A 21,180-nucleotide genomic window follows, 5' to 3' on the forward strand; every position below is an offset into this window, starting at 1 on the left:
TCCCGGTGAGTGTATTTCAGTAGCTTGTGGCGAGTGCGCCGTTTTTCCAGACCTCGCGCACCAGAGGGACGCCCGGGCGGTAGGCGAGGTGGAGGTACGACGGTGCATCGAGCGCGATGGCGTCGGCACGTGTTCCGAGAGAAAGGGTTCCGACGTCGGTGCGCTGCAGCGCCCGGGCGCCTCCTGCAGTGGCTGCCCAGACTGCCTCGGCGGGTGTCATGTGCATGTCTCGCACCGCAATTGCTATGCAGAACGGGAGGCTGGTGGTGTAGCAGGTGCCGGGATTGCAGTCGGCGCCGAGAGCTACGGTGACGCCGGCGTCCAGCAGTGCGCGGGCGTCGGGGTACTTGTTGCGGGTGGAGAAGTCGGCACCTGGCAACAGTGTTGCGACGGTGGAACTCTGAGCCAGGGCGTCGATGTCCTCGGCGGTGACGTAGGTGACGTGATCGACGGACGCGGCTCCCATCTCGACGGCGAGTTGAACTCCTGGCCCTTCGCCGAGTTGATTGCCGTGGACACGGGGGATCAGTCCAGCGGCGACGCCTGCGCTCAGGACTGCATGTGCCTGTTCGCGGTTGAACGCCCCTCGTTCGCAGAAGACGTCGATCCACTTCGCGTGTGGCGCACAGGCAGGGATCATCTCGTCGCACGCCATGGCGACGTAGTCATCGACGCGACCGGCATATTCGGGTGGTGGAACGTGGGCGGCCAGCAGTGTGACCTCGTCGGTGAACTGTCCGGCGATCAGTGCGCTGCGTAGTTCGCTCTCGGTGTTCTGCCCGTATCCGGTCTTGCATTCGACGGTTGTGCTGCCCGAGCGCAGGGATTCGTCGAGTAGGCGTCGAACATTGGCCTGCAATTGTTCGTCGGTGGCCGAGCGCGTCGCTTCGATGGTGTTGCGAATACCGCCGGCGGCGTACTTCTCGCCCGCCATGCGAGCTGCGAATTCCTCGGCCCGCTCGCCACCGAACACCAGGTGCGAGTGACTCTCCACGAATCCGGGGAGCAGGGCCCGACCGCCGATATCCTGACCGATATCGGCAGCCGGGGCGTCGGCGGAATCGCCGACCCAAGCAACAACGCCGTCGTCGAAAACGATTGCCGCGTCGTGTCGTACGCCGAGCTTGCCCTCACCCAGAGTCGGGTCATTGGTGACGAGAGTTCCGATGTTGGTCAGAACGGTGGTTCGAGAACCATTCGTGGTCAATGTAATTCCTAACTCAGGGTGAGGTGGTGAAGCTGTTTCAGTTCTCGGTCATCGGGATGCGGACGCCGCGGGTGGCTGCCGTGTCGATGGCGTGGTCGTATCCTGCATCCGCATGCCGGATGACACCCATCCCGGGATCGTTGGTGAGAACTGCTTCGAGCTTCTTGGCTGCGAGTTCGGTGCCGTCGGCGATGCACACCTGTCCCGCGTGGATGGAGCGTCCCATACCGACGCCGCCGCCTTGGTGAAGTGAAACCCACGAAGCGCCGGACGCGGTGTTGACCAGGGCGTTGAGCAGCGGCCAGTCGGCGATCGCGTCGGACCCGTCGATCATCGATTCGGTTTCGCGGTACGGCGAGGCGACCGATCCGGAGTCGAGGTGATCGCGGCCGATGGCGATCGGTGCGGAGAGCTCGCCCGAGGCCACCATCTCGTTGAACTTGAGGCCGGCGAGGTGGCGCTCACCGTATCCGAGCCAGCAGATGCGAGCCGGAAGGCCTTCGAAGGCAACCTTTTCGCCGGCCATGGTGATCCAGCGGCGCAGGTGCTCGTTCTCGGGGAAGAGTTCGAGGATGGCCTTGTCGGTGGCCTCGATGTCCTTGGGATCACCCGAGAGCGCTGCCCAGCGGAAGGGGCCGAGGCCTTCTTCGAAGAGCGGACGGATGTAGGCGGGAACGAATCCGGGGAAGTCGAATGCACGGTCGTAGCCGGCCTTGCGGGCCTCGTCGCGGATGGAGTTGCCGTAGTCGAATACCTCGGCGCCGGCGTCCATGAATCCGACCATGGCCTTGACGTGTGCGGCCATCGCGTTGCGGGAATCTTCGGTGAACTTCTGCGGATCCTTCTCCGACATGGTCTTCATGTCGCCGAAGTCGATGCCGATCGGCAGGTAGGCGAGGGGATCGTGCGCCGAGGTCTGGTCGGTCACGATGTCGATGGGGGCCTTCATCTCCAGCAGCGCCGGGAAGATCTCTGCCGCATTGCCTTCGAGGCCGATGGAGAGCGGCTTCTTGGCATCGCGTGCCGCGGTCGCCAGTTCGAGCGCGTGCTCGATGCTGTCTGCCTTGGTGTCGAGGTACTTGTGGGCGATACGACGGTCGATGCGGGTGATGTCGCAGTCGACGCAGATCGCGACGCCGTCGTTCATAGTGACGGCGAGAGGCTGAGCGCCGCCCATGCCGCCGAGACCCGCAGTGAGGGTGATCGTTCCGGCGAGTGAGCCGTTGTAGCGCTTCTTCGCGATGGCGCCGAAGGTCTCGTACGTACCCTGCAGGATTCCCTGGGTGCCGATGTAAATCCAGGAGCCTGCGGTCATCTGGCCGTACATGGTCAGGCCGAGGTCTTCGAGACGGCGGAACTCTTCCCAGTTCGCCCAGTCACCGACCAGGTTGGAGTTAGCGATCAGCACTCGCGGTGCCCACTCGTTGGTGCGGAAGACACCGACCGGCTTGCCGGACTGCACCAGCATGGTCTCGTCGTTCTTCAGCGTCTTCAGCGTGGCGACCATGGCGTCGAAGGCAGCCCAACTACGCGCTGCGCGACCGGTTCCGCCGTAGACGACGAGGCTGTCCGGGTGCTCGGCAACATCGGGGTCGAGGTTGTTCATGAGCATGCGCAGGGCACCCTCCTGCTGCCAACCGAGCGTCGTGAGCTCGGGGCCGCGGGGAGCGCGGACGGGGCGCGGCTCGTGGCCGGGGGTGCTGATTTCCATTGTGTTCTCCTAGCTTGCTGAAGTTCGAAAGACGTTGGGGGATCAGACGCGAGAGTCGGTCATCGCGGTGTGATCGGGGTAGATCATCGACGAAGGGGGATTGCTCGTGCGCTTGGCGAGTGGGTAATAGATCAGCCCGGTGAACACGATGCCGACGAGCCACGAGATGTCGGCGCCGCCGAGCATGTCCGTGACGGGGCCGGTGTACATCTTCTGGGCGAGGAACGGGATCTGGGCGAGAACGCCGGCGGCGTAGCAAGCCAATGCGGTGAAGTTCCATGCTCCGTATCGACCGTTGACGTCGTACAGCGCCGGAATGTCGATGCGTTCCTTGGAGATCAGGTAGTAGTCGATCAGATTGATCGCACTCCACGGCGTGAACACCATCAGCAACACCAGGACGAAGTTCTTGAAGTTGTCCAGGAAGTCGGCGCTGGCGGCGATGGCGATCAAGACCGAGACCGCAGTGAAACCGAGGATGTAGAGGGTGCGCGCGGTGCTCGAGATTCGAGACTGTCCGTTGAAGGCGGTGACGGTGGTCAGGATCGACATGAATCCGCCGTAGGCGTTGAGCACGTTCACCGTCAGCTTGCCGACCAGGATGACGAAGTAGATCAGGAAGGCGATGGCAGCGGGTCCGGCCAGATCTCCCATGAAGCCGACCTGGTTACCCAGGAACGCGTCGCCGGCGCAGGCCGCGACGAGAGCGCCGAAGGTCATGGACCACTGCGATCCGATGACACTACCGAGGAACGTCGACCAGAACGTGGTGCTCTCGGAAGTGCTGCGCGGCAGGTAACGCGAGTAGTCGGCGACGTACGGGCCGAAGGTGAGCTGCCAACCGGCACCCAGCGAGATCGCGAGCAGGAAGGTGACTATGTCGAAGCCCTTGATGCCGACGTACGAGGCGACGTCGTACTCGAGGAACAGTCGAACGGCCAGGTAGGAGAATCCGACGATGCCCACGACGGTGGCGATCCTGCCGACGATGTGGATCAGCTTGTAGCCGGTGACCGCGACGAATGCGGTGAGGAGACCGAAGACGACGATGCCGACGGTGGGGCTGTCGATGTGCAGGATCTTGTTGACGGCCTGTCCGGCCAACACGGTGCCGGTGGCAGCGAAGCCGAGGTACATCAGGATGACGAGAACAAGCGGTACGACTGCTCCCTTGACGCCGAACTGGGCGCGACTCGAGATCATCTGGGGGAGACCCATACGCGGGCCCTGTGCGGAGTGAAGCGCCATGACAGCGCCACCGAAGATGTTGCCGATCAGAAGTCCGACGATCGCCCAGATGGCGTCCGCGCCGAATACGACGGCGAGAGCGCCGTCGACGATTGCAGTGATCTGCATGTTGGCGCCGAACCAGAGAGTGAACTGGCTGCGCGGGGTGCCGTGTCGTTCTGCATCCGGGACGACGTCGATAGTGCGTCGTTCCGGAGTGAGGATGACCTCGGCCGGTCCATCGTGAGTCATAGGCCTGTCTTTCTGCTGCGAGCCCGTCGAGCGACGGAATCGACGTCGGGGTATTGCCCACCTTCTTCGTGCTTGGTGCTTTGCGCCTTGTGCTTTGTGCGCTGGGTCACTGTCACTGCGGATAAATGTATATGCCTGTATATACAGGCGTCAATACCCGGGACCCGTTTTCGCGTAAATGCTGTGTAACACCGCGCGAGAAATCAGAAACCCTTACCCGGGTTGAGGATTCCGAGCGGGTCGAAGGCAGCCTTGATCGATCGGTGCAGTTGCATGCTGTCCTCACCGAGCTCGAGAGAGAGCCAGCGACGCTTGAGAACGCCGACGCCGTGCTCTCCGGTCAGAGTTCCGCCGAGTTCGAGAGCACGCCGGAAGACCTCGTCCGCGGCGGTCCACACGGCTTCGGGGACCGAGCCGTCGGCAGCGCGGTCGAAGACGAAGGTCGGATGGACGTTGCCGTCACCAGCATGCGCGACAGTCATGATCTTGACCATGTGCTCGGCGGCCGCTCGGTCGATACTCTCGAGCATGTCGGGCAGTTTCGACCGCGGGACCCCGACGTCTTCCACGAGACATTGCCCGAGTCGTTCGGAAGCCGGATAGGCGAGTCGGCGAATCTCGAGTAGCTGTGCGGCTTCTGCCGCGTCCTGCGAGACGGCGACAAAATCGGCGCCCGCCCTCTCGAAGTGTTTCTGCATCGCCGCGGCTGCTGCGTCGGCATCGACCCCGTCGGCCTGTGCGATCAGCATCGCGGCGGTGTTGTCTTCCAACCCGATTCGTTTCCAGTCGTCGACTGCGCGCAGCGTTGCTCGATCGATCAGCTCCAGCAGGCTCGGTCCGATCCCGTCGCGAACGACCGCGGTAACTGCGTCCGCTGCGGAGCGGAGAGAATCGAAACTGCCGACGACGGTGACCGGTGCTCTCTTGGGCTTGGGCTGCAACTTCAGCGTGGCACTCGTGACGACTCCGAGTGTTCCCTCCGAACCGACGAGAAGACTGGTCAAGTCGTATCCCGCAACACCTTTGACGGTCCTTCGGCCTGTCCGCACGATCCGACCGTCGGCGAGCACAACCTCGAGACCCAGGACTGAATCGCGGGTGACGCCGTACTTCACGCAACGCAGTCCACCGGCGTTGGTGGCGATGTTTCCGCCGATCGTGGAGATCTCGAAACTGCTCGGATCAGGGGCGTACATCAGCCCGTACTCGTCTGCTGCTCGACTGATGTCGGCGTTGATCACCCCGGCTTCCACGACAGCGAGTTGATCGTCCGGATTGACCTCGAGAATCGAGCGCATGCGAGTGGTCGAGATGACCAGGCAGCCCTCGACGGCTGCCCCGCCGCCCGCCAAACCGGTTCCCGCACCGCGGGTTACCACCGGGACACGGTGAGCAGTAGCCCATTTCAGCGCGTCGGAAATGTCGGCCGCAGTTTCGGCGAGCATGACGGCTGCCGGATGGCCGGGTTCGGCGAGATGGGCCTCGTCACGGCGGTACGAGTCCATTACCGCAGGGTCGGTGATCAGGCGACTCGAACCGATCGACCGAGCAAGTTCGTGGACGGACATTCTTTTCTCCAGTCGGTCAAAGGTTGTATGCGAGTGCATCCACAGCGGAGATCACGGCGTCTTCTGCTGCCCGCTCACCTACGGTCACCCGCACTCCCTCGCCGGGGAACATCCGGACCGAGACACCCTGCGCGACGCAGGCCGCTTCGAGTGCAGAAGCTCTCTTGCCGAGAGGGATCCACACGAAGTTGGCACCGCTCGGGACCGTCTCGACGCCGCGCAGAGCCAATTGCTCACGTAGGTGAGAACGACCCTCGGTCACCGTTTCGACTATCGAATCGGTGTGTGCCGGATCGGTCAGGGCCGCGCAGGCCGCGGCCTCGGCAACGGCGCTGAGCCCGAAGGGCGGTGCAGCGCTGCGAAGATCCGCTGCGATCGCCGAGTTGGTGACGGCATAGCCGGCACGAAGTCCGGCCAATCCGTAAGCCTTGGAGAAGGTTCGGAAGACGACGATGTTGGGAAAGGCTCGAAGCAGGTCGACGCCGTCGACGTCGCTGGTCGCGAACTCCCGGTAGGCCTCGTCCAGGAGGATGAGGACGTCGCTCGGGATTGCACGGGCGAACGCGACGAACTCGGCGGTCGAGAACTCGCTACCGGTCGGATTGTTGGGGTTGCAGACGAGTACCGCGCGGGTTTGCGGGGTCACCGCCGCCGCCATTGCACTCAGATCGTGCCGATGTTCGGAATCGAGTGCGACGGGGACACCGCTCGCCCCGGCGATTCCGATCAGTATCGGGTACGCCTCGTAGCTGCGCCACGGGTAGACGACCTCGGTGCCCGGACCCGTGTACGCAGTCAATACCTGCTGGAGCAGTGCCAACGAACCGGCGCCGACCAATACCTGGTCGTCGCCGACGCCCAGGCGGCCGCTCAACCGAGCGATCAGCGTGTCGCCGAACAGCGACGGATACAAGTGCGAGTGTGAGGCCGCGAGATTGACGGCCTCGAGAATGGCCGCCGAGGGTGCAACCGTCGACTCGTTGCTCGACGCCCGCCACCGAACCTGCTCGAGGCCGGCGGCTTTGGAGTATCGAGGGAGTGCTTCGATTTCGGGTCGGGGGCGAGGCCTCAGCGCACCGGGCGCGCTCATGCCAGGGCGCCGATCGCGTTCTCCGCGGCCGCAACAAGTGCACCCGATGCCGCCAAGTCCACCGCGGCCTCGATCTCGGGGGACAGGAAGCGATCGGTACCCGGCCCCTGCACCTTCTCGCGCAGGGTCCGAAGGACGGCTCCGGTGGCGGGGGAGGGCTCGAGTGGGGAGCGCAAATCGATTCCTCGTGCTGCAGTCAGTATCTCGATCGCGAGAACTCGGGTGAGACCGTCGATGGACCGGCGGAGCTTGCGTGCACCCGACCATCCCATGGAGACGTGATCTTCCTGCATGGCCGAGGAGGGAATCGAATCGACACTGGCCGGGCTCGCGAGTCGCTTGAGTTCGGACACGATGGCAGCTTGTGTGTACTGCGCGATCATCAGTCCGCTGTCGACACCGGGGTCGTCGGCGAGGAAGGGGGTCAGACCGTGATTGCGTGCTACGTCGAGGAAGCGATCGGTGCGGCGTTCGCTGATACCCGCGACATCCGCGGTCACGATGGCGAGGAAGTCCAAGACGTAAGCGACGGGAGCTCCGTGGAAGTTACCGTTGGATCGAACCCGTCCGTCGAGGGTGACAACGGGATTGTCGACAGCACTGGCCAATTCGCGCCCGGCAACCAGTCGGGCGTGATCGACGGTGTCGCGTGCGCCGCCGGCGACCTGCGGTGCGCACCGCAGTGAGTACGCGTCTTGAACCCTGGTGCAGTCAGGGCCCGCATGGCTGGCGACGATCGGGGAGTCGGCAAGCAAGCGCACCATGTTCGAGGCGGCCGCGCCCTGTCCGGGGTGGGGGCGAAGCGCCTGAAGATCGGCGGCGAACACTTGATCGGTGCCGAGCAAGCCCTCGACGCTCATAGCGGCAGCGATGTCGGCCAACTTGAGCAGATGATCGAGATCGGTGATCGCAAGGGCCAGTTGACCGAGCATCCCGTCGGTACCGTTGATCAGTGCGAGGCCTTCCTTCTCGGCCAGAACCACCGGTTCGAGACCATGGGCAGCCAATGCCGTTGCCGCATCGGTGAGTTCACCGTCGGCGGTGCGGACGGAACCTTCACCGATGATTGCCATCGCCACATGCGCCAGTGGTGCCAGATCTCCCGAGCATCCGAGGCTGCCGTATTCGTGCACCACCGGGGTGATGCCTGCGGTGAGTAGGTCGGCGTACGCCTGTGCGACTACAGGGCGCACTCCGGTTCGCCCGGTGGCGAGCGTCGACAGACGCAGAAGCATCAAGGCCCGGATCACTTCGCGTTCGACTTCCGGTCCCGAACCTGCCGCATGTGAGCGGATCAGGCTGCGCTGCAACTGTGTCCGCAGATGCGCCGGAATGTGCCGGGTGGCAAGTGCGCCGAATCCGGTGGAAACTCCGTAGACCGGTGTGGGGTCTGCGGCCAGCGCTTCGATGCGTGCACGACTTTCGGCGATCGCGGCCAGTGATTCCGCGGTCAATGCAACGCCGTATCCGTTGCGCGCGACGTCGACGACGTCGGCGATGGTGACAGCGCCGATTCCGACCTCGATGGTTCGGGTGGCTGTCTGGGTGGCAGGGGTGGCGTTCATGGGACTCCAATGATGATGCGTGGCTATCTAACAAAGTCTTGTATACGAGACTCTAGTCTTGAATATGAGACGAAAACAAGGCCCGCAAAGTACGGAACGGAGAAATTGGCTACATGTCTGCGGTCGGGGTCTCCACCATTCGATCTCCGAGATCGGCGGAGAACTCGGCGCTGACGGCGCGCACTCGGTCGGCGATCAGGGCACTCTCCTCGGCCGATTTGGAGCCGGAGAGGAAGGTGACGCCGAGAGCTGCGACCGGACGACCGTCCCGTGTGATCACGGGGCTGGCGATGCAGTTGATCCCGGATGTCGTCGCATTCTCTTCGACCGCATATCCGCTCTCACGTGCTGCGGCGAGCAGTTCTCGCAGTTCGGCGAGCGTCGACGGACCCGTTCCGGTCCGCGTCGGCCAGGTGTACCCCTCGTAGAGCGCGCTGATCTGTTCCGCATCCAGACGGCTCAGAATCGCCCGCCCGACTGCGGTGAGATGCGCCGGAAGGCGGGTCCCGATCTCGGTCACCAACCGAACGCCGGGCTTCAGAGGTTCACGTTTGTCGAGGTAGATGACGTCAGAACCCTGAAGTACCGCCAGATGGGAGGTCTCGTCGGTCGACTGAGTGAGTGCCAGCATGAATCGTTGGCCCTCACGGTGAAGTGGGCCGGACCGCATGTACGACGCACCGACTTCGAACGCCGAGACACCCAGGGTCCAGGCGCGTTGATCAGCCCAGTACGAGACGAACCGTCGATCCCGCATGACATTGAGGAGGTGATGCGTCGTACTCTTCGGCAGCTCGAGGGCGCTGGAGATTTCTGCCGTCGCCAGCGGCACACCCCGGCGGGCCAGGAGATCGAGCACGTCGAGCACGCGCTCAGCAGATTTCACGCGGCTCGTCGTCATGTGGGGTGTGTCCTTACGGGTAGGGCTGAGGTGGGAGCGGGGAACCACATTGTCTCGGATACGAGACTGAATCGCCAAGTGCTCGGGGTGGTCAGGGTGTCTGGCTGCCGAGTTCCGCGGACAACCGGGCGCAGTGCTCCACCAAGACACGACCGTGGCTGGCGCAGACCTCGTCCGTCAGACGGAATGTCGGGCCGACGACGCTGAGCGCTCCGGCTATCTGACCGACCGCGTTGTAGATCGGCGCGGCAACTCCGGTCGAGTGATCCTCGATGGTGTCGTGCGCAATGGCGTACCCGCTCTCGCCTACCTTGCCGCTCAACGCTGCGCCGACGGCGGTGCCGTCCAGGGGAACGCTCTGGCCCACCCACCCCATGTGGCGGATCGCGTGCGTGCCCTCGATCTGATCGAGATACAGCGCAGTGTCTTTCGGTCCCTTCGTCGACAGGTAGGTCGACTCTCTCGTGGTTTCGGCGATGGCCTTCATCGCGGGCCGCGCTCTCGGCAACAGTTGATTGTCACCGAGAGCGCGAGCCCCGATCTGTAGTAGCCGCGGGCCGACGCGATAGACGTTGTCCTCGCCGCGGACGACGAACTCGGTTTGTTCGAGGCTTCTGATCAGGCGAAGCGCGGTACTGGTTGCCAGATCGGTTGCCTTGGCGGCGTCGCCGAGCGTCAACCCGCCGTGCTCGACGATCGCACCGAGAAGTTCGAACGTGCGATTCGCGCTGCGGGTCACGTCGCCGGGGGCCATGTCCTACTCCAAGTGCCGAGGGATGTCTGCGCTGAATCTATCGCGAGCCCGGCAGTACCTCACCGTGGTGCTCGTCCAGCAGGGGACTGCGGCGGACATCGGGGCGTCGGCTATCACCGAACACGACGGGTTGTCGTACGTAGGAGATTTTTCCTGCTACCGGGTGCTCGAACGATTCGACGACTCCGCGATACTCGGCCTGCGCGGAGGTGAGTGCCTGCTGGACGTCCCAGATTTCCGAGCCGGCGAGGCCCGCGTCGCCGAGAATACCGACCACGTCGGCGACGGTCTTTCCGGCAGCCCAGTTTTCGATCTCCTTGCGCAGTGCCGGTTCGTTCTCGGTCCGGGCGGTGTCGTCGGCAAATCGGGGATCTGCGATCAGGTCGACGCGATTCATCGTCTGCGCCAGCTTCTCGAAACCCGACTGGCTCGCAACTGCGAGGACGAAGAGTCCGTCGTCGGCCTTGTAGGTGTCGAACGGTGTTGACACCGGATGACGGTTGCCGACGCGTGGGGGAGTGAGCCCGGTGGATTGCAGTTGGCTGTGTGCTGTCGGCAGCATGGCGAGCATGCTGTCGAACATCGCGACGTCAAGGTGCTGCCCGAGTCCGCTCGCCCGTGCACTCAGCAGGGCGGTACTGATTCCCCAGGCGGCGAACAGCCCGGCGACCAGGTCTCCGAACGACTCACCCAACCGTGTCGGCCCGGATTCCTCCGAACCGGTGATGCTCATGATTCCCGAAAGAGCCTGGACTACAAGGTCGTAGGCGGCGGCTCCGGACATGGGCCCGTCCTGTCCGAAACCGGAGATGGACGCGTACACGATGCGCGGATTGCGAGCCCGCGCAGCCTCGTAGTCGATTCCCAGGCGCTTGGTGACGCCGGGGCGAAAGTTTTCGACGACGACGTCGGCGGTCTCGATGAGCGTCAGCAGCGCCTCACGGTCCTCGTCGTTCTTGAGGTTGAGTGCCACCGAACGCTTGCCACGATTGAGCACGTTGAAGTAGATGCTCTCGCCGTCGCGGAACGGGCCGAGGTGCCGAGAGTCTTCACCGTGTTCGGATTCGATCTTGACGACGTCCGCACCGGCGTCGGAAAGCAGTGCGGTGCAGTAGGGTCCGGCAAGGACGCGCGAGAGGTCGATGACCCGGATGCCGTCGAGTGGGGGAAGTGCAGTCATGTCCGCGCCTTTCAGAACTCGGTGGAACGCGGCGACGGAGCATTGCCGGCAATGGTGAGCAACTGGATCTGCGAGGTGCCCTCGAAGATGCGGAGAATGCGGCAATCGCGGTACAGGCGTTCGATTTCCGATTCGCGCATGAAACCTGCGCCACCGTGGATCTGTACGGTTTGATCGACGATCGAGAAGCAGGCTTCGGTGGCGACGTACTTCGAAATCGATGCGGCGCGGCGGATGTCCTGACCGGCGTCCTTGACGTCGGCGGCCCAGTCTGCGGTGACGCGTGATGCGACAAGTTGCGCGTCGCAGCCACCGAGGAGTAGCTGGATTGCCTGGAAGTCGAAGATCGGCGTGCCGAACTGCTTTCGCTCCGTTGCGTACTCGCGTCCCAGTTCCCAAGCGCGCAGAGCGATGCCGTTTGCCATTGCCGCTACGTCGATGCGTGCTCGGTTCAGGGCGGTCAAGGCAATGTTGCCGCCGCGACCTTCGGTGCCGATCACGGAGTCGAGCGGCAGAACGACGTCGTCGAGGTAGACGGTGTACGTCGGGGCCGAACGAATTCCCATCTTGTCCTGCGGCTCCGAGTAGCTGATTCCCGGAGTTCCCTTGGGGACGACGAAGGCGGTGATGCCTCGGAATCCTGCGCTCGGGTCCGTTTTGGCGAAGAGCACGACCAGGTCGGCTTCCTTGGCGTTGGAGATGTACGTCTTCGATCCGGAGAGATGCCAGCCGTCGTCCTCGCGTCGGGCGACGGTACGCATCGAGGCGATGTCGGAGCCGGCATCGGGTTCTGTGAGTGCAAAGCCGGCCAGTAGTTCGCCCGACGCGAGTTGAGGCAACCAGCGATGCTTCTGCTCTTCGGAGCCGCCGACGAGAATCGGCTCGAGGCCCAGGTAGTGCGCGGTGTAGATCGATGCCAGCGCGGCGTCGGTACGTGCAACTTCTTCGATGGCGACCAGTTGGGTTCGTGTCGACAGACCCAGCCCACCGAATTCCTCGGGCACGGAAATGCCCATGAGGTCCTGCTGCCCGAGGCGCTTGATCAGCTGCGCCGGGAACTCCTTGGACTCGTCGCGTGCGGCTGCTCCTGGGTGGATCTCGGCGTTGGCGAAGGCTCGGACAGTGCTGCGGAACTCTGCGAGATCGACGCTGTCGGTGTCGGGCGCGGTCTGGGTAGTCACGGGGGCTCCTTCGAGGCGGAATAGTTACGAATTTCATCTAATGAAATCTAATTGCCACTAGTTGGCATGGACTGACTATGGCCGAGGGTGGCGAATTTGTCCAGGGGTGAATTTGTTGTGTCGCGGCTCACGTTCTGCAATGATCAACTTGTCTAAGCCTGTATAGACAAGTTGATTGCGGATCGAACCCACTACAAGTCGGAAGCAGCGTGGCTTTCGGCGGAAGGTGCTGACATGAGCCTCGTTTCAGTCGACACGACACCGGACTCCGAGAATGTGAGGAGGGTGTCCAGTACGTATTTCGAGGGCTTGTCGGCGGACCGATACGCTGCGCTCGCCGAAGACCGCAAGCTGGCGATTGTCGCCGCGCACATGGACCTTTCGCGTCGACGAGGGCACAACTCGTCGATCTCGCGACTCGCGCCGGCCGGGGAGTTAGGGGATGGCCCCGCGATTCAATACGTCGGCGACGACATGCCGCAGCTCGTCGAAGCGGTCTTGGCGACACTTGCCCGTGCCCGCGTGGAACCTGAATTCGTGGTGCACCCCGTGCTTCGCACAGCCGTACAACCGGCGCACAGCACCGAAGACGCCCGGGCCGGGGAGCGCACCGAATCATGGATCCACATCGGACTACCCGCACACTGTTCGGACGCGCAGGCGCAGGTGATCGCGGACGACGTCGCCGGAATCCTCGACCGTATCGCGCGTGCCTTCCGCGATTCCGTGCCCCTGCGGGACCTCGCCGACGAGGCGCGCGAGCAACTGGACTCGAACGGCTACGCCGAAGAAGCTGACTTTCTCCGGTGGTGCAGCGCCGGAAACTTCAGTGTCATCGGTGGTGCGCGAACTGTCGACAGTGACGAGCCGTACGCCATCGGCGTGCTCCCCGATCCAACCGGCTCTTCGGATTCGAAAGCGGCGCCCCTCGCGATTGCAGTGGTGTACCTCCGGCAAGGGTTCGGTGGATCCGAATACGCCACCGAGATCGACGTGTCCGTCGGCGACCGTGCGTACCGATTCGTCGGGTTCTTCACCGCGACCGGTATCGTCGCCGACGTCAGGCGAACCCCGCTCGTGCGAGGACGCGTCGCAGACATCTTCGAGGCCTCAGGGTCCACCGTCGATTCGTTTGTCGGACAATCGATGCTGGCAGTGATTCAGTCGATTCCGGTCACAGTGCTCCTGGCGGCCGAGCCGGCCCGAATCGCGGACGCGCTGGACGAACTCACTTCCGTGGACGGCCGCACATCGATCCATCTGTTCTTGCAACCGGTGGGAAGTTCCCCGGTGACAGGGCGAGATCAAGAGTTGTCGGCTCTGCTCTTCGTTCCGCGCGAGAAATTCAGTACGACGATCAGAACAACGGCCGAGTCGGTACTCGCCGACGCACTCGGTGCTCACAATATCGAGTTCTCCAGTCGAGTCTCGGAATCCCCTTTGGCCGTCGTACATTTCACGGCCACAGTCGGCGGCGGCGCGAACTTCGCGTCGGCGCGACAAGCACGGGAGATTCGGGACCTCGTCGTCGACGCGTGCCTGACGTGGGACGAACGATTCGTTCTGGATGCTTCGCACTACGACGAGCGGCGCAGGCGTGCTCGGTTCGCCGAGCGAGTTCCGGTGGCATACAAGCAGGATTTCGACGCTGTCCGAGCCGCCGAGGACATGGCGGTGTTCGAGGGCCTCGCGCCCGGAGAAGTAAGTCCACGGTTGGCCCGATCTGTCGACGGACCGGGTACTCACCGTCTCGGGCTGTACGTCTCGGGTGATCCGCTCTCGCTGGGCGAGGTGCTGCCCGTATTGCAGAGCCTGGGCGTCGAAGTGGTCGACGAGCGTCCGTACGAGATCGCACCGGCGGGAACCGAACAGTCCAGGATCTACGAGTTCACGCTCGACTATCCGAGTGCTCCGGTCGAAGGCTTCGACAACTTTGCCGCGCGATTCGCGGCGACGTTTGCCGCGGTTCGAAACGGTGACGCCGAGCCGGACTCGTTCAACGAATTGGTCGCGATCGCGGGACTCGGCTGGAAACAGGTAGTGGTGCTGCGGGCGTACGCGGAGTTCTTGCAGCAAGCGGGATTTCCTTACAGCACCGGTCGCGTCGCCGAGGTACTTGCCGATCATCCCGAGATCGCCGGCAGATTGTGCGAATTGTTCGAGAGCCGTTTCGATCCTGACGTCGTCGACGGAGATCGAGGTGCACGTGCAGCAGCGGACGTGGAAACGGCCGTGGCGCAGGTGCAAGGACTCGACGCCGATCGGATCCTGCGCGCGTTGTCCGAACTGGTCCGTAACACGTTGCGTACCAACTATTTCGTGTATCCCACTCAATCGCTCGGCGCGCTCTCGTTGAAGTTCGATTCGGAGAAGCTGTCCGTATTGCCTTTCCCTCGACCGAAGTTCGAGATATTCGTGTACTCACCCGATGTAGCAGGTGTGCACCTTCGTTTCGGTACGGTGGCTCGCGGCGGCTTGCGCTGGTCGGATCGGAAAGAGGACTTTCGCACCGAGGTACTGGGATTGGTGAAGGCGCAGGCAGTCAAGAACGCAGTCATCGTGCCTGTCGGAGCGAAGGGCGGATTTGTCGTCAAACGCCCACCGGTTCCAGGGCTGGGCGCAGACGCAGACCGAGAAGCTGCGTTGGCGGCCGGGATCGATTGCTACCGATCCTTCATTCGCGGACTACTCGATCTGACCGACAACGTCGACAAGCAGAGCGGGGCCGTTGTCGCGGCGCGGCGGGTCGTTCGCCACGACGGAGACGACACGTATCTTGTTGTCGCCGCGGACAAGGGAACTGCGAAGTTCTCCGACATCGCGAACGAGGTTGCCGCGGAGTACGGATTCTGGCTCGGCGACGCCTTCGCGTCCGGCGGGTCGGTCGGCTACGACCACAAAGCCATGGGTATCACGGCGAAGGGCGCCTGGGAAACTGTCAAGCGGCACTTCCGTGAGCTCGGCGTCGATACCCAGCACGATGACTTCACCGCGGTGGGGATCGGAGACATGAGTGGCGACGTCTTCGGCAACGGTATGTTGTGCAGCAAGCACATTCGCCTGATCGCGGCGTTCGATCATCGGCACGTGTTCGTCGATCCGAACCCGTCGCCTGAGCGCTCGTACGACGAGCGATCACGTCTCTTTGCGCTCCCCCGATCCTCGTGGGCCGACTACGACCCGACCTTGATCAGTGCCGGCGGCGGAGTGTGGGAACGCTCGGCGAAGCGCGTTCCGATCAGTGACGAGATACGAGAGGCGCTGGGCCTCGAGGACGACGTCACCGAACTGACTCCACCGCAACTGGTTCGGGCGATTTTGCGGTCCCCGGCAGATCTGTTGTGGAACGGCGGCATCGGAACGTACGTCAAGGCCTCCGGTGAGTCCGACCTCGAAGTCGGCGACAAGAGCAACGACGCCGTTCGGGTGAACGGCAACGAAGTGCGTGCCCGAGTGATCGGTGAAGGAGGCAATCTCGGCCTCACCCAGGCCGGACGGATCGAATACGCACGCGGCGGTGGACGGATCAACACAGACGCCCTCGACAATTCGGCCGGAGTCGATTGTTCCGACCACGAGGTGAACATCAAAATCCTTCTCGACTCCCTGATCAGCTCAGGCGTCGTCACGGACTCACGTCGTGACGCACTACTCGAATCGCTGACCGACCAGGTCGCAGAACTCGTTCTCGCAGACAACCGTTCGCAGAACGAACTGATGGGTACCACGCGGGCGGATGCGGGGGCGATGATCGGTGTGCACGGCAGAGTGATTTCCAACCTCGAATCGCGCGGGATCGTCGACCGTGTCATCGAAGGGTTTCCGACCAAGAAGCAGTTCGCCGCGGCCGAGAAGTCGGGAACGGGGCTGACGTCGCCGGAACTCGCCACACTGATGGCCCACGTCAAGCTCGATCTGAAATCCACGCTGTTGGCGGGAAGCTCGATCGACAACCAGATCTACCGCAAGGCGCTGGTGAACTACTTTCCGGAGGGCGTTCGAGTTGCAGGGGGCGACGCCCTCGACCGGCACCCACTGCGGCGCGAGATCGTCGCGACCGTGCTGACGAACAACGTCATCGATCGGGGCGGCATCACCTATGCCTATCGGCTCGGTGAAGAGGTCGGCGCTGATCCGGAAGACGCGGTACGTGCCTTCACCGTGGTTTCCGAGGTGTTCGGACTGTGGAAGTTGTGGCACGACATCAGCGAAGCCTCGATCTCGACCGCCGTATCCGACGAGTTGATCCTGCTCACCAGGCGACTGCTCGACCGGGCGTCACGGTGGATGCTGACACGTCGTCCGCAACCGCTGGCCGTCGGGGCCGAGATCAGCAGATTCGGTGATCGCCTCGCGGAGGCGTCGGCAGAGCTCGATGGCTGGCTGGTAGGCGCAGATCAGCGGAACCTGGCTGCGCGAACGGTCCTCATCACGGACAAAGGCGCGCCGGAGAACCTGGTCAGGCGAGTGGAGATATTGCTCGATCAGTTCGGACTGCTCGACGTGGTGGAGATCGCGGACCTTGCCGATCGGACGATCTCGGAGACCGGCGAACTCTATTTCCGGCTCGGTGAGCATGTTGGGCTCGTCCCGATGCTCAATCGAGTGTCGGCATTGAGCAAGGACGGAAAATGGAACGCGTTGGCGAGGTTGTCGTTGCGGGACGAGTTGTACTCGACGGTGCGGGCCCTGACCCTCGACGTCTTGGCCGACGCGGAAGCGGGTGACACGACAGCGGAAAAACTCTCGAGGTGGGAAGAAAGGAATGCGTCGAGAATCGAGAGGTCCACTCTCGCGCTCGCAGAGATCGAAGCGTCCGGGCAACACGATCTTGCTGCGCTTTCGGTTGCGACGAGCCAATTGCGGCGCATGGTGGGTTAGGTCCGGCGCGGACGCTCGCGGATGGATCGGAAAGGTGCACGAGGCGGATAGACTTCGGAGGCCGAACGGGAGAACCGACTCGGTGGTTTTCGACGAACGGGTGGTGGCGATGGCGATTGCCGAAGTGGACGCAGAACTCGCCGTGCTGTTCAACGAGGCAGGCGGCGAGTCCGCCCCTGCCTACGAACGGGTCAAGAACCTCGTGGTCTCGCAGATCAACTCGGGTCGGTGGACCGAAGGCGATCAGCTGCCTTCGGAGAATCAACTGGTCAATGCGCTGGGGTTGTCACGAATGACGATCAATCGAGCGCTTCGCGAACTCACCAGCGACGGTCTGATCGTGCGGATGATGGGAGTCGGTACTTTTGTCGCCGCCACGAAGACCGCGTCCCCGCTGTTCGAAGTCAAGAACATAGCCGACGAGATTCAGCGCCGCGGCCACCGTCATCGAACCGAGGTCGTCTTCGTTCGTGAGGAAGAAACCGACCACGGGCAGACGTTCCTTCGTGAATCGGTGGGCAAACGGGTGTTCCATTCGCTGATGGTGCACTTCGAGGACGAAACTCCGATTCAGGTGGAAGACCGATTCGTGAATCCGAACGAGGCGCCAGACTATCTGCGCCAGGACTTCACCGCGATCACCCCCAACAACTACTTGAGTGACGTTGCGCCTCTGGTTCGCGGCGAGCATGTCGTGGAAGCGGTGTTGGGTAGCCCGGACGAATGCGAGCTGTTACGCATCGATCGCGGGGAACCGTGCCTGCTGATTCGCCGCCGCACCTGGTCGGCTAACGGATTGGTCAGCGCGGCGCGCTTGATCCATCCGGGTTCACGCAATCGCTTGGAAGGAACCTTCGAGCGCTGATCGTTTCGAATGGCGAATCCTGAACACTCGCTCGTCGGATTGCACCATTTTCGGGGTCGACTTCGGTGCAATCGACCAGGACGTGACTGCGAGCACACTGAGATCATGGGTGGACGGTTATTGCTTCCGCAACCTCACTTCCCGACGAGTGAGACCTGAGCGGATCCCAGCAACGCCGTCTACGCCGCTCGCTTCCATGATCGAAGGAGTTCGACCTGTGACCGACTTGCCCAAGGACCTACTTGTCGCCCCGAAGTGGCAGGAACGCCTCGACGAACTGGCAGCCAAGCATTCGGTACCGGGCGCGCAGGTCGGTGTGATCGCGCTGGGCGAAGACGGCGCATCGGACATCCGTGTCATCACCACCGGAGTGACGAGCCTGAACACGCGCGTCGACGTCGACGCAGACACCCTGTTCCAGTACGGATCCGCGAGCAAGATCTGGACGACGACGCTGATCATGCAGCTCGTCGACGAGGGCAAGCTGACGCTGGACACCCTGGTGGTGGAGGTGCTTCCGGAGTTCACGATCGCGGATCCTTCCAACACGAAGGAAATCACGATCCGCCAGTTGCTCACGCACACAAGCGGTATCGACGGAGACCTGTTCAACGACACCGGTGACGGTGACGACTGCGTCGAGAAGTACGTCGACGAACTCGCGACCGCGATCAGCGTCACCGAGCCCGGCGGGCATCTGAGTTACAGCAACGCGGGTTTTGCCGTTGCCGGCCGCATCGTCGAGGTCCTTCGTGAGATGACGTGGGACGAGGCGTTGGTCGAATATCTCTGGAAGCCACTCGGATTGACGCACATCATCACCAAGGCCAAGGACGCGCCGCTGTTCCGCACGGCCGTCGGCCACGTGGCCAACCCGGATCGGACGTCGCCGGACAAGGTGATTCCGACCAAGCAGTGGCTGCTTCCGCGCGGTATCGGTCCGGCCGGGATCATCACCGGATCGGTCAGCTCGCTCCTGACCTTCGGTGCTGCACACATGCGTGACGGACTCGCATTGACGGGTGAACGCATTCTGTCCGAAGAATCCGCGCGCCTGATGCGCACTCCGCAATTCGACCTGACCGCGGTCTCGAGCGTCGATCAGGCCTGGGGTCTCGGCTGGATCCTGTCCGACTGGGGCGGCGTGACGTCCGCGCAGCACGGTGGTGCGACGATCGGCCAGATCACTCGTTTTCACACCTTCCCCGAGCTCGGTCTCGCCATGGCCGTGGTGACCAACTCGCGTGGCGGCGGCGCCCTGGCCCACGACATCGAGAAGGAGATCGCCCAGGAGCTCGATCTCGTTCTGCCGGAGCCGAAGTCCGAGCCGAATGCGGAAGACATCGACCTGTCGCACATTCTCGGAACCTATGAATCGACAACCGTGCGAATCGAACTCACGCGCGGCGAGGACGGCGGATTCCTGGTGCAGAACTTCGCCAAGGTCGAGATCGACGGCGAGCCGCCGGCTCCGCCCACCAAGGTCGTGCCTCTGTCCGCCTCCCGGTTCTCGATCAGTAACGAGAGCGCTTCGGGTGAGATGGCTCATCTCACGATCGATGGCGAGCAATATCTCTACATGACAAGGCTTTTCAAGAAGATTTCCGACTAGTCGCGGCGAGATGATTCTCTCCGCTGAATGAAATCTCGGGCAGGTCGAAGGCGATGAGGGCCCTCGACCTGCCCGCACTACTTTTCGAGGAAAACTCATGATGAAACCTCTCGCTCCTTTTCCGGACGTGAATCACCCCGCGGCACTGGATGCTTACGGCCTTGCGCCGGTCATCGACGGTCACAACGATCTGGCCTGGACGGCTCGCGAAACTGCCGCATACTCGGTGGAGAATCTCGAGAAGGATTCCATCTTCCAAACCGACATCGACAAACTCGGTCGCGGCGGCGTCGGTGCGCAGTTCTGGTCGGTTTACACCCCGTGTGACAGGACGGAGCCAGAGGCGGTTCAGTACACACTCGAACAGATCGACTACGTGTACCGGATGATCGAGCGATATCCGGATACTTTCGAATTCGCGCGTACAGGTGACGACGTGCGTCGCATCTGGAGCGAGGGCAAGGTCGCGTCCTTGTTGGGCGCGGAGGGCGGTCACAGCATCGGCAGCTCGCTCGGTGTCCTGAGAATGATGGCGCGCCTTGGTCTTCGGTACATGACGCTGACGCACAACGACAACACCGGGTGGGCGGACTCCGCGACGGACACTCGAGTACACGGCGGGCTGACCGACTTCGGTCGCGAGATCGTGCGCGAAATGAATCGGCTCGGCGTACTCGTCGACCTGTCGCACGTCTCGGTGGAAACGATGAGAGATGCCATCGAGACGTCGTCGGCGCCGGTGATTTTCAGCCATTCGTCGTGCTCTCAGCTATGCGGTCACCCCCGTAATGTTCCCGACGACGTCATGCGACTGCTCGCGGACAACGGCGGGGTCATCATGATCGCCTTTGTACCCATGTTCCTTTCTGCCGAGTACAACGAGTGGTTCAAAGGCGGGCGAGTCGGCCCACGACCGGCGATGACAGTGGACCATCTCGCCGACCACGTCGAGCATGCCCGAGACGTCGCGGGCATCGACCACATCGGTTTGGGCAGTGACTACGATGGGTTCGACGACTTTCCGGACGGTATGCAGGACGTATCCGGTTTCGCGGTGTTGATAGACCGTCTGGCGGAACGCGGTTGGTCCGCGGAGGACTTGGCAAAGCTGATGGGCAACAACGTGTTGCGTGTGCTCGACGAGACCAGTGCGGCCTCGATGTCGAGCCTTTCCTAGCCGTATCGA

14 protein-coding genes are annotated in these 21,180 nt (G+C 63.0%); 4 read left to right on the forward strand and 10 right to left on the reverse strand.

What is annotated here, in order from left to right; translation table 11 throughout:
- Positions 1-16 precede the first annotated feature (16 nt).
- The 10 genes from hutI to ATN37_RS25950 all read right to left on the reverse strand — a co-directional run bounded on the left by hutI (position 17) and on the right by ATN37_RS25950 (position 12,636).
- Positions 17-1,207, reverse strand: coding sequence for an imidazolonepropionase (hutI, locus tag ATN37_RS25905; RefSeq protein WP_054187472.1), 1,191 nt, complete (start codon positions 1,205-1,207; stop codon positions 17-19).
- 37 nt (positions 1,208-1,244) lie between these two features.
- Positions 1,245-2,918, reverse strand: a complete 1,674-nt coding sequence (gene hutU / locus ATN37_RS25910) for a urocanate hydratase (RefSeq protein WP_007732742.1) — start codon at positions 2,916-2,918, stop codon at positions 1,245-1,247.
- Positions 2,919-2,960: 42 nt separating this feature from the next.
- Complete coding sequence (locus ATN37_RS25915; RefSeq protein ID WP_003940251.1) at positions 2,961-4,397, reverse strand: cytosine permease; 1,437 nt, start codon at positions 4,395-4,397, stop codon at positions 2,961-2,963.
- 203 nt (positions 4,398-4,600) lie between these two features.
- Entirely contained in the window at positions 4,601-5,965 is a 1,365-nt protein-coding gene (locus ATN37_RS25920; RefSeq protein WP_218695768.1) for an FAD-binding oxidoreductase, read from the reverse strand.
- 16 nt (positions 5,966-5,981) lie between these two features.
- On the reverse strand, positions 5,982-7,055 hold the full coding sequence (locus ATN37_RS25925; RefSeq protein ID WP_054187469.1) for a histidinol-phosphate transaminase: 1,074 nt from the start codon (positions 7,053-7,055) through the stop codon (positions 5,982-5,984).
- Positions 7,052-8,620: a histidine ammonia-lyase gene (gene hutH / locus ATN37_RS25930; RefSeq protein ID WP_007732730.1), complete on the reverse strand. Its 1,569-nt coding sequence runs from the start codon at positions 8,618-8,620 to the stop codon at positions 7,052-7,054. Before hutH ends, ATN37_RS25925 begins: the two co-directional genes overlap by 4 nt.
- 109 nt (positions 8,621-8,729) lie before the next feature.
- A complete protein-coding gene (locus tag ATN37_RS25935) occupies positions 8,730-9,521 on the reverse strand; it encodes an IclR family transcriptional regulator (protein WP_007732728.1) in 792 nt (263 codons plus the stop codon).
- Positions 9,522-9,612: 91 nt separating this feature from the next.
- Complete coding sequence (locus ATN37_RS25940; RefSeq protein ID WP_003939923.1) at positions 9,613-10,275, reverse strand: IclR family transcriptional regulator; 663 nt, start codon at positions 10,273-10,275, stop codon at positions 9,613-9,615.
- A gap of 37 nt (positions 10,276-10,312) precedes the next feature.
- Positions 10,313-11,455: a CaiB/BaiF CoA-transferase family protein gene (locus ATN37_RS25945; protein ID WP_003940060.1), complete on the reverse strand. Its 1,143-nt coding sequence runs from the start codon at positions 11,453-11,455 to the stop codon at positions 10,313-10,315.
- A gap of 11 nt (positions 11,456-11,466) precedes the next feature.
- Complete coding sequence (locus ATN37_RS25950) at positions 11,467-12,636, reverse strand: acyl-CoA dehydrogenase family protein (RefSeq protein WP_218695769.1); 1,170 nt, start codon at positions 12,634-12,636, stop codon at positions 11,467-11,469.
- 234 nt (positions 12,637-12,870) lie between these two features.
- Between ATN37_RS25950 and ATN37_RS25955 the strand changes: the two genes are divergently transcribed.
- The 4 genes from ATN37_RS25955 to ATN37_RS25970 all read left to right on the forward strand — a co-directional run bounded on the left by ATN37_RS25955 (position 12,871) and on the right by ATN37_RS25970 (position 21,171).
- Positions 12,871-17,517, forward strand: coding sequence for an NAD-glutamate dehydrogenase domain-containing protein (locus tag ATN37_RS25955; protein ID WP_256933485.1), 4,647 nt, complete (start codon positions 12,871-12,873; stop codon positions 17,515-17,517).
- Positions 17,518-17,626: 109 nt separating this feature from the next.
- Entirely contained in the window at positions 17,627-18,382 is a 756-nt protein-coding gene (gene hutC, locus ATN37_RS25960; protein ID WP_207624376.1) for a histidine utilization repressor, read from the forward strand.
- A 217-nt stretch (positions 18,383-18,599) separates the two neighbouring features.
- Positions 18,600-19,994 carry a serine hydrolase domain-containing protein gene (locus ATN37_RS25965; protein ID WP_308125236.1) on the forward strand — a complete coding sequence of 465 codons (1,395 nt, stop codon included), beginning with the start codon at positions 18,600-18,602 and terminating at the stop codon, positions 19,992-19,994.
- A gap of 97 nt (positions 19,995-20,091) precedes the next feature.
- On the forward strand, positions 20,092-21,171 hold the full coding sequence (locus tag ATN37_RS25970) for a dipeptidase (protein WP_007732718.1): 1,080 nt from the start codon (positions 20,092-20,094) through the stop codon (positions 21,169-21,171).
- The last annotated feature ends 9 nt before the right edge of the window (positions 21,172-21,180 follow it).

The sequence above is a fragment of the Rhodococcus sp. MH15 genome, assembly GCF_019266045.1.
Classification (GTDB): domain Bacteria; phylum Actinomycetota; class Actinomycetes; order Mycobacteriales; family Mycobacteriaceae; genus Rhodococcus_F; species Rhodococcus_F qingshengii.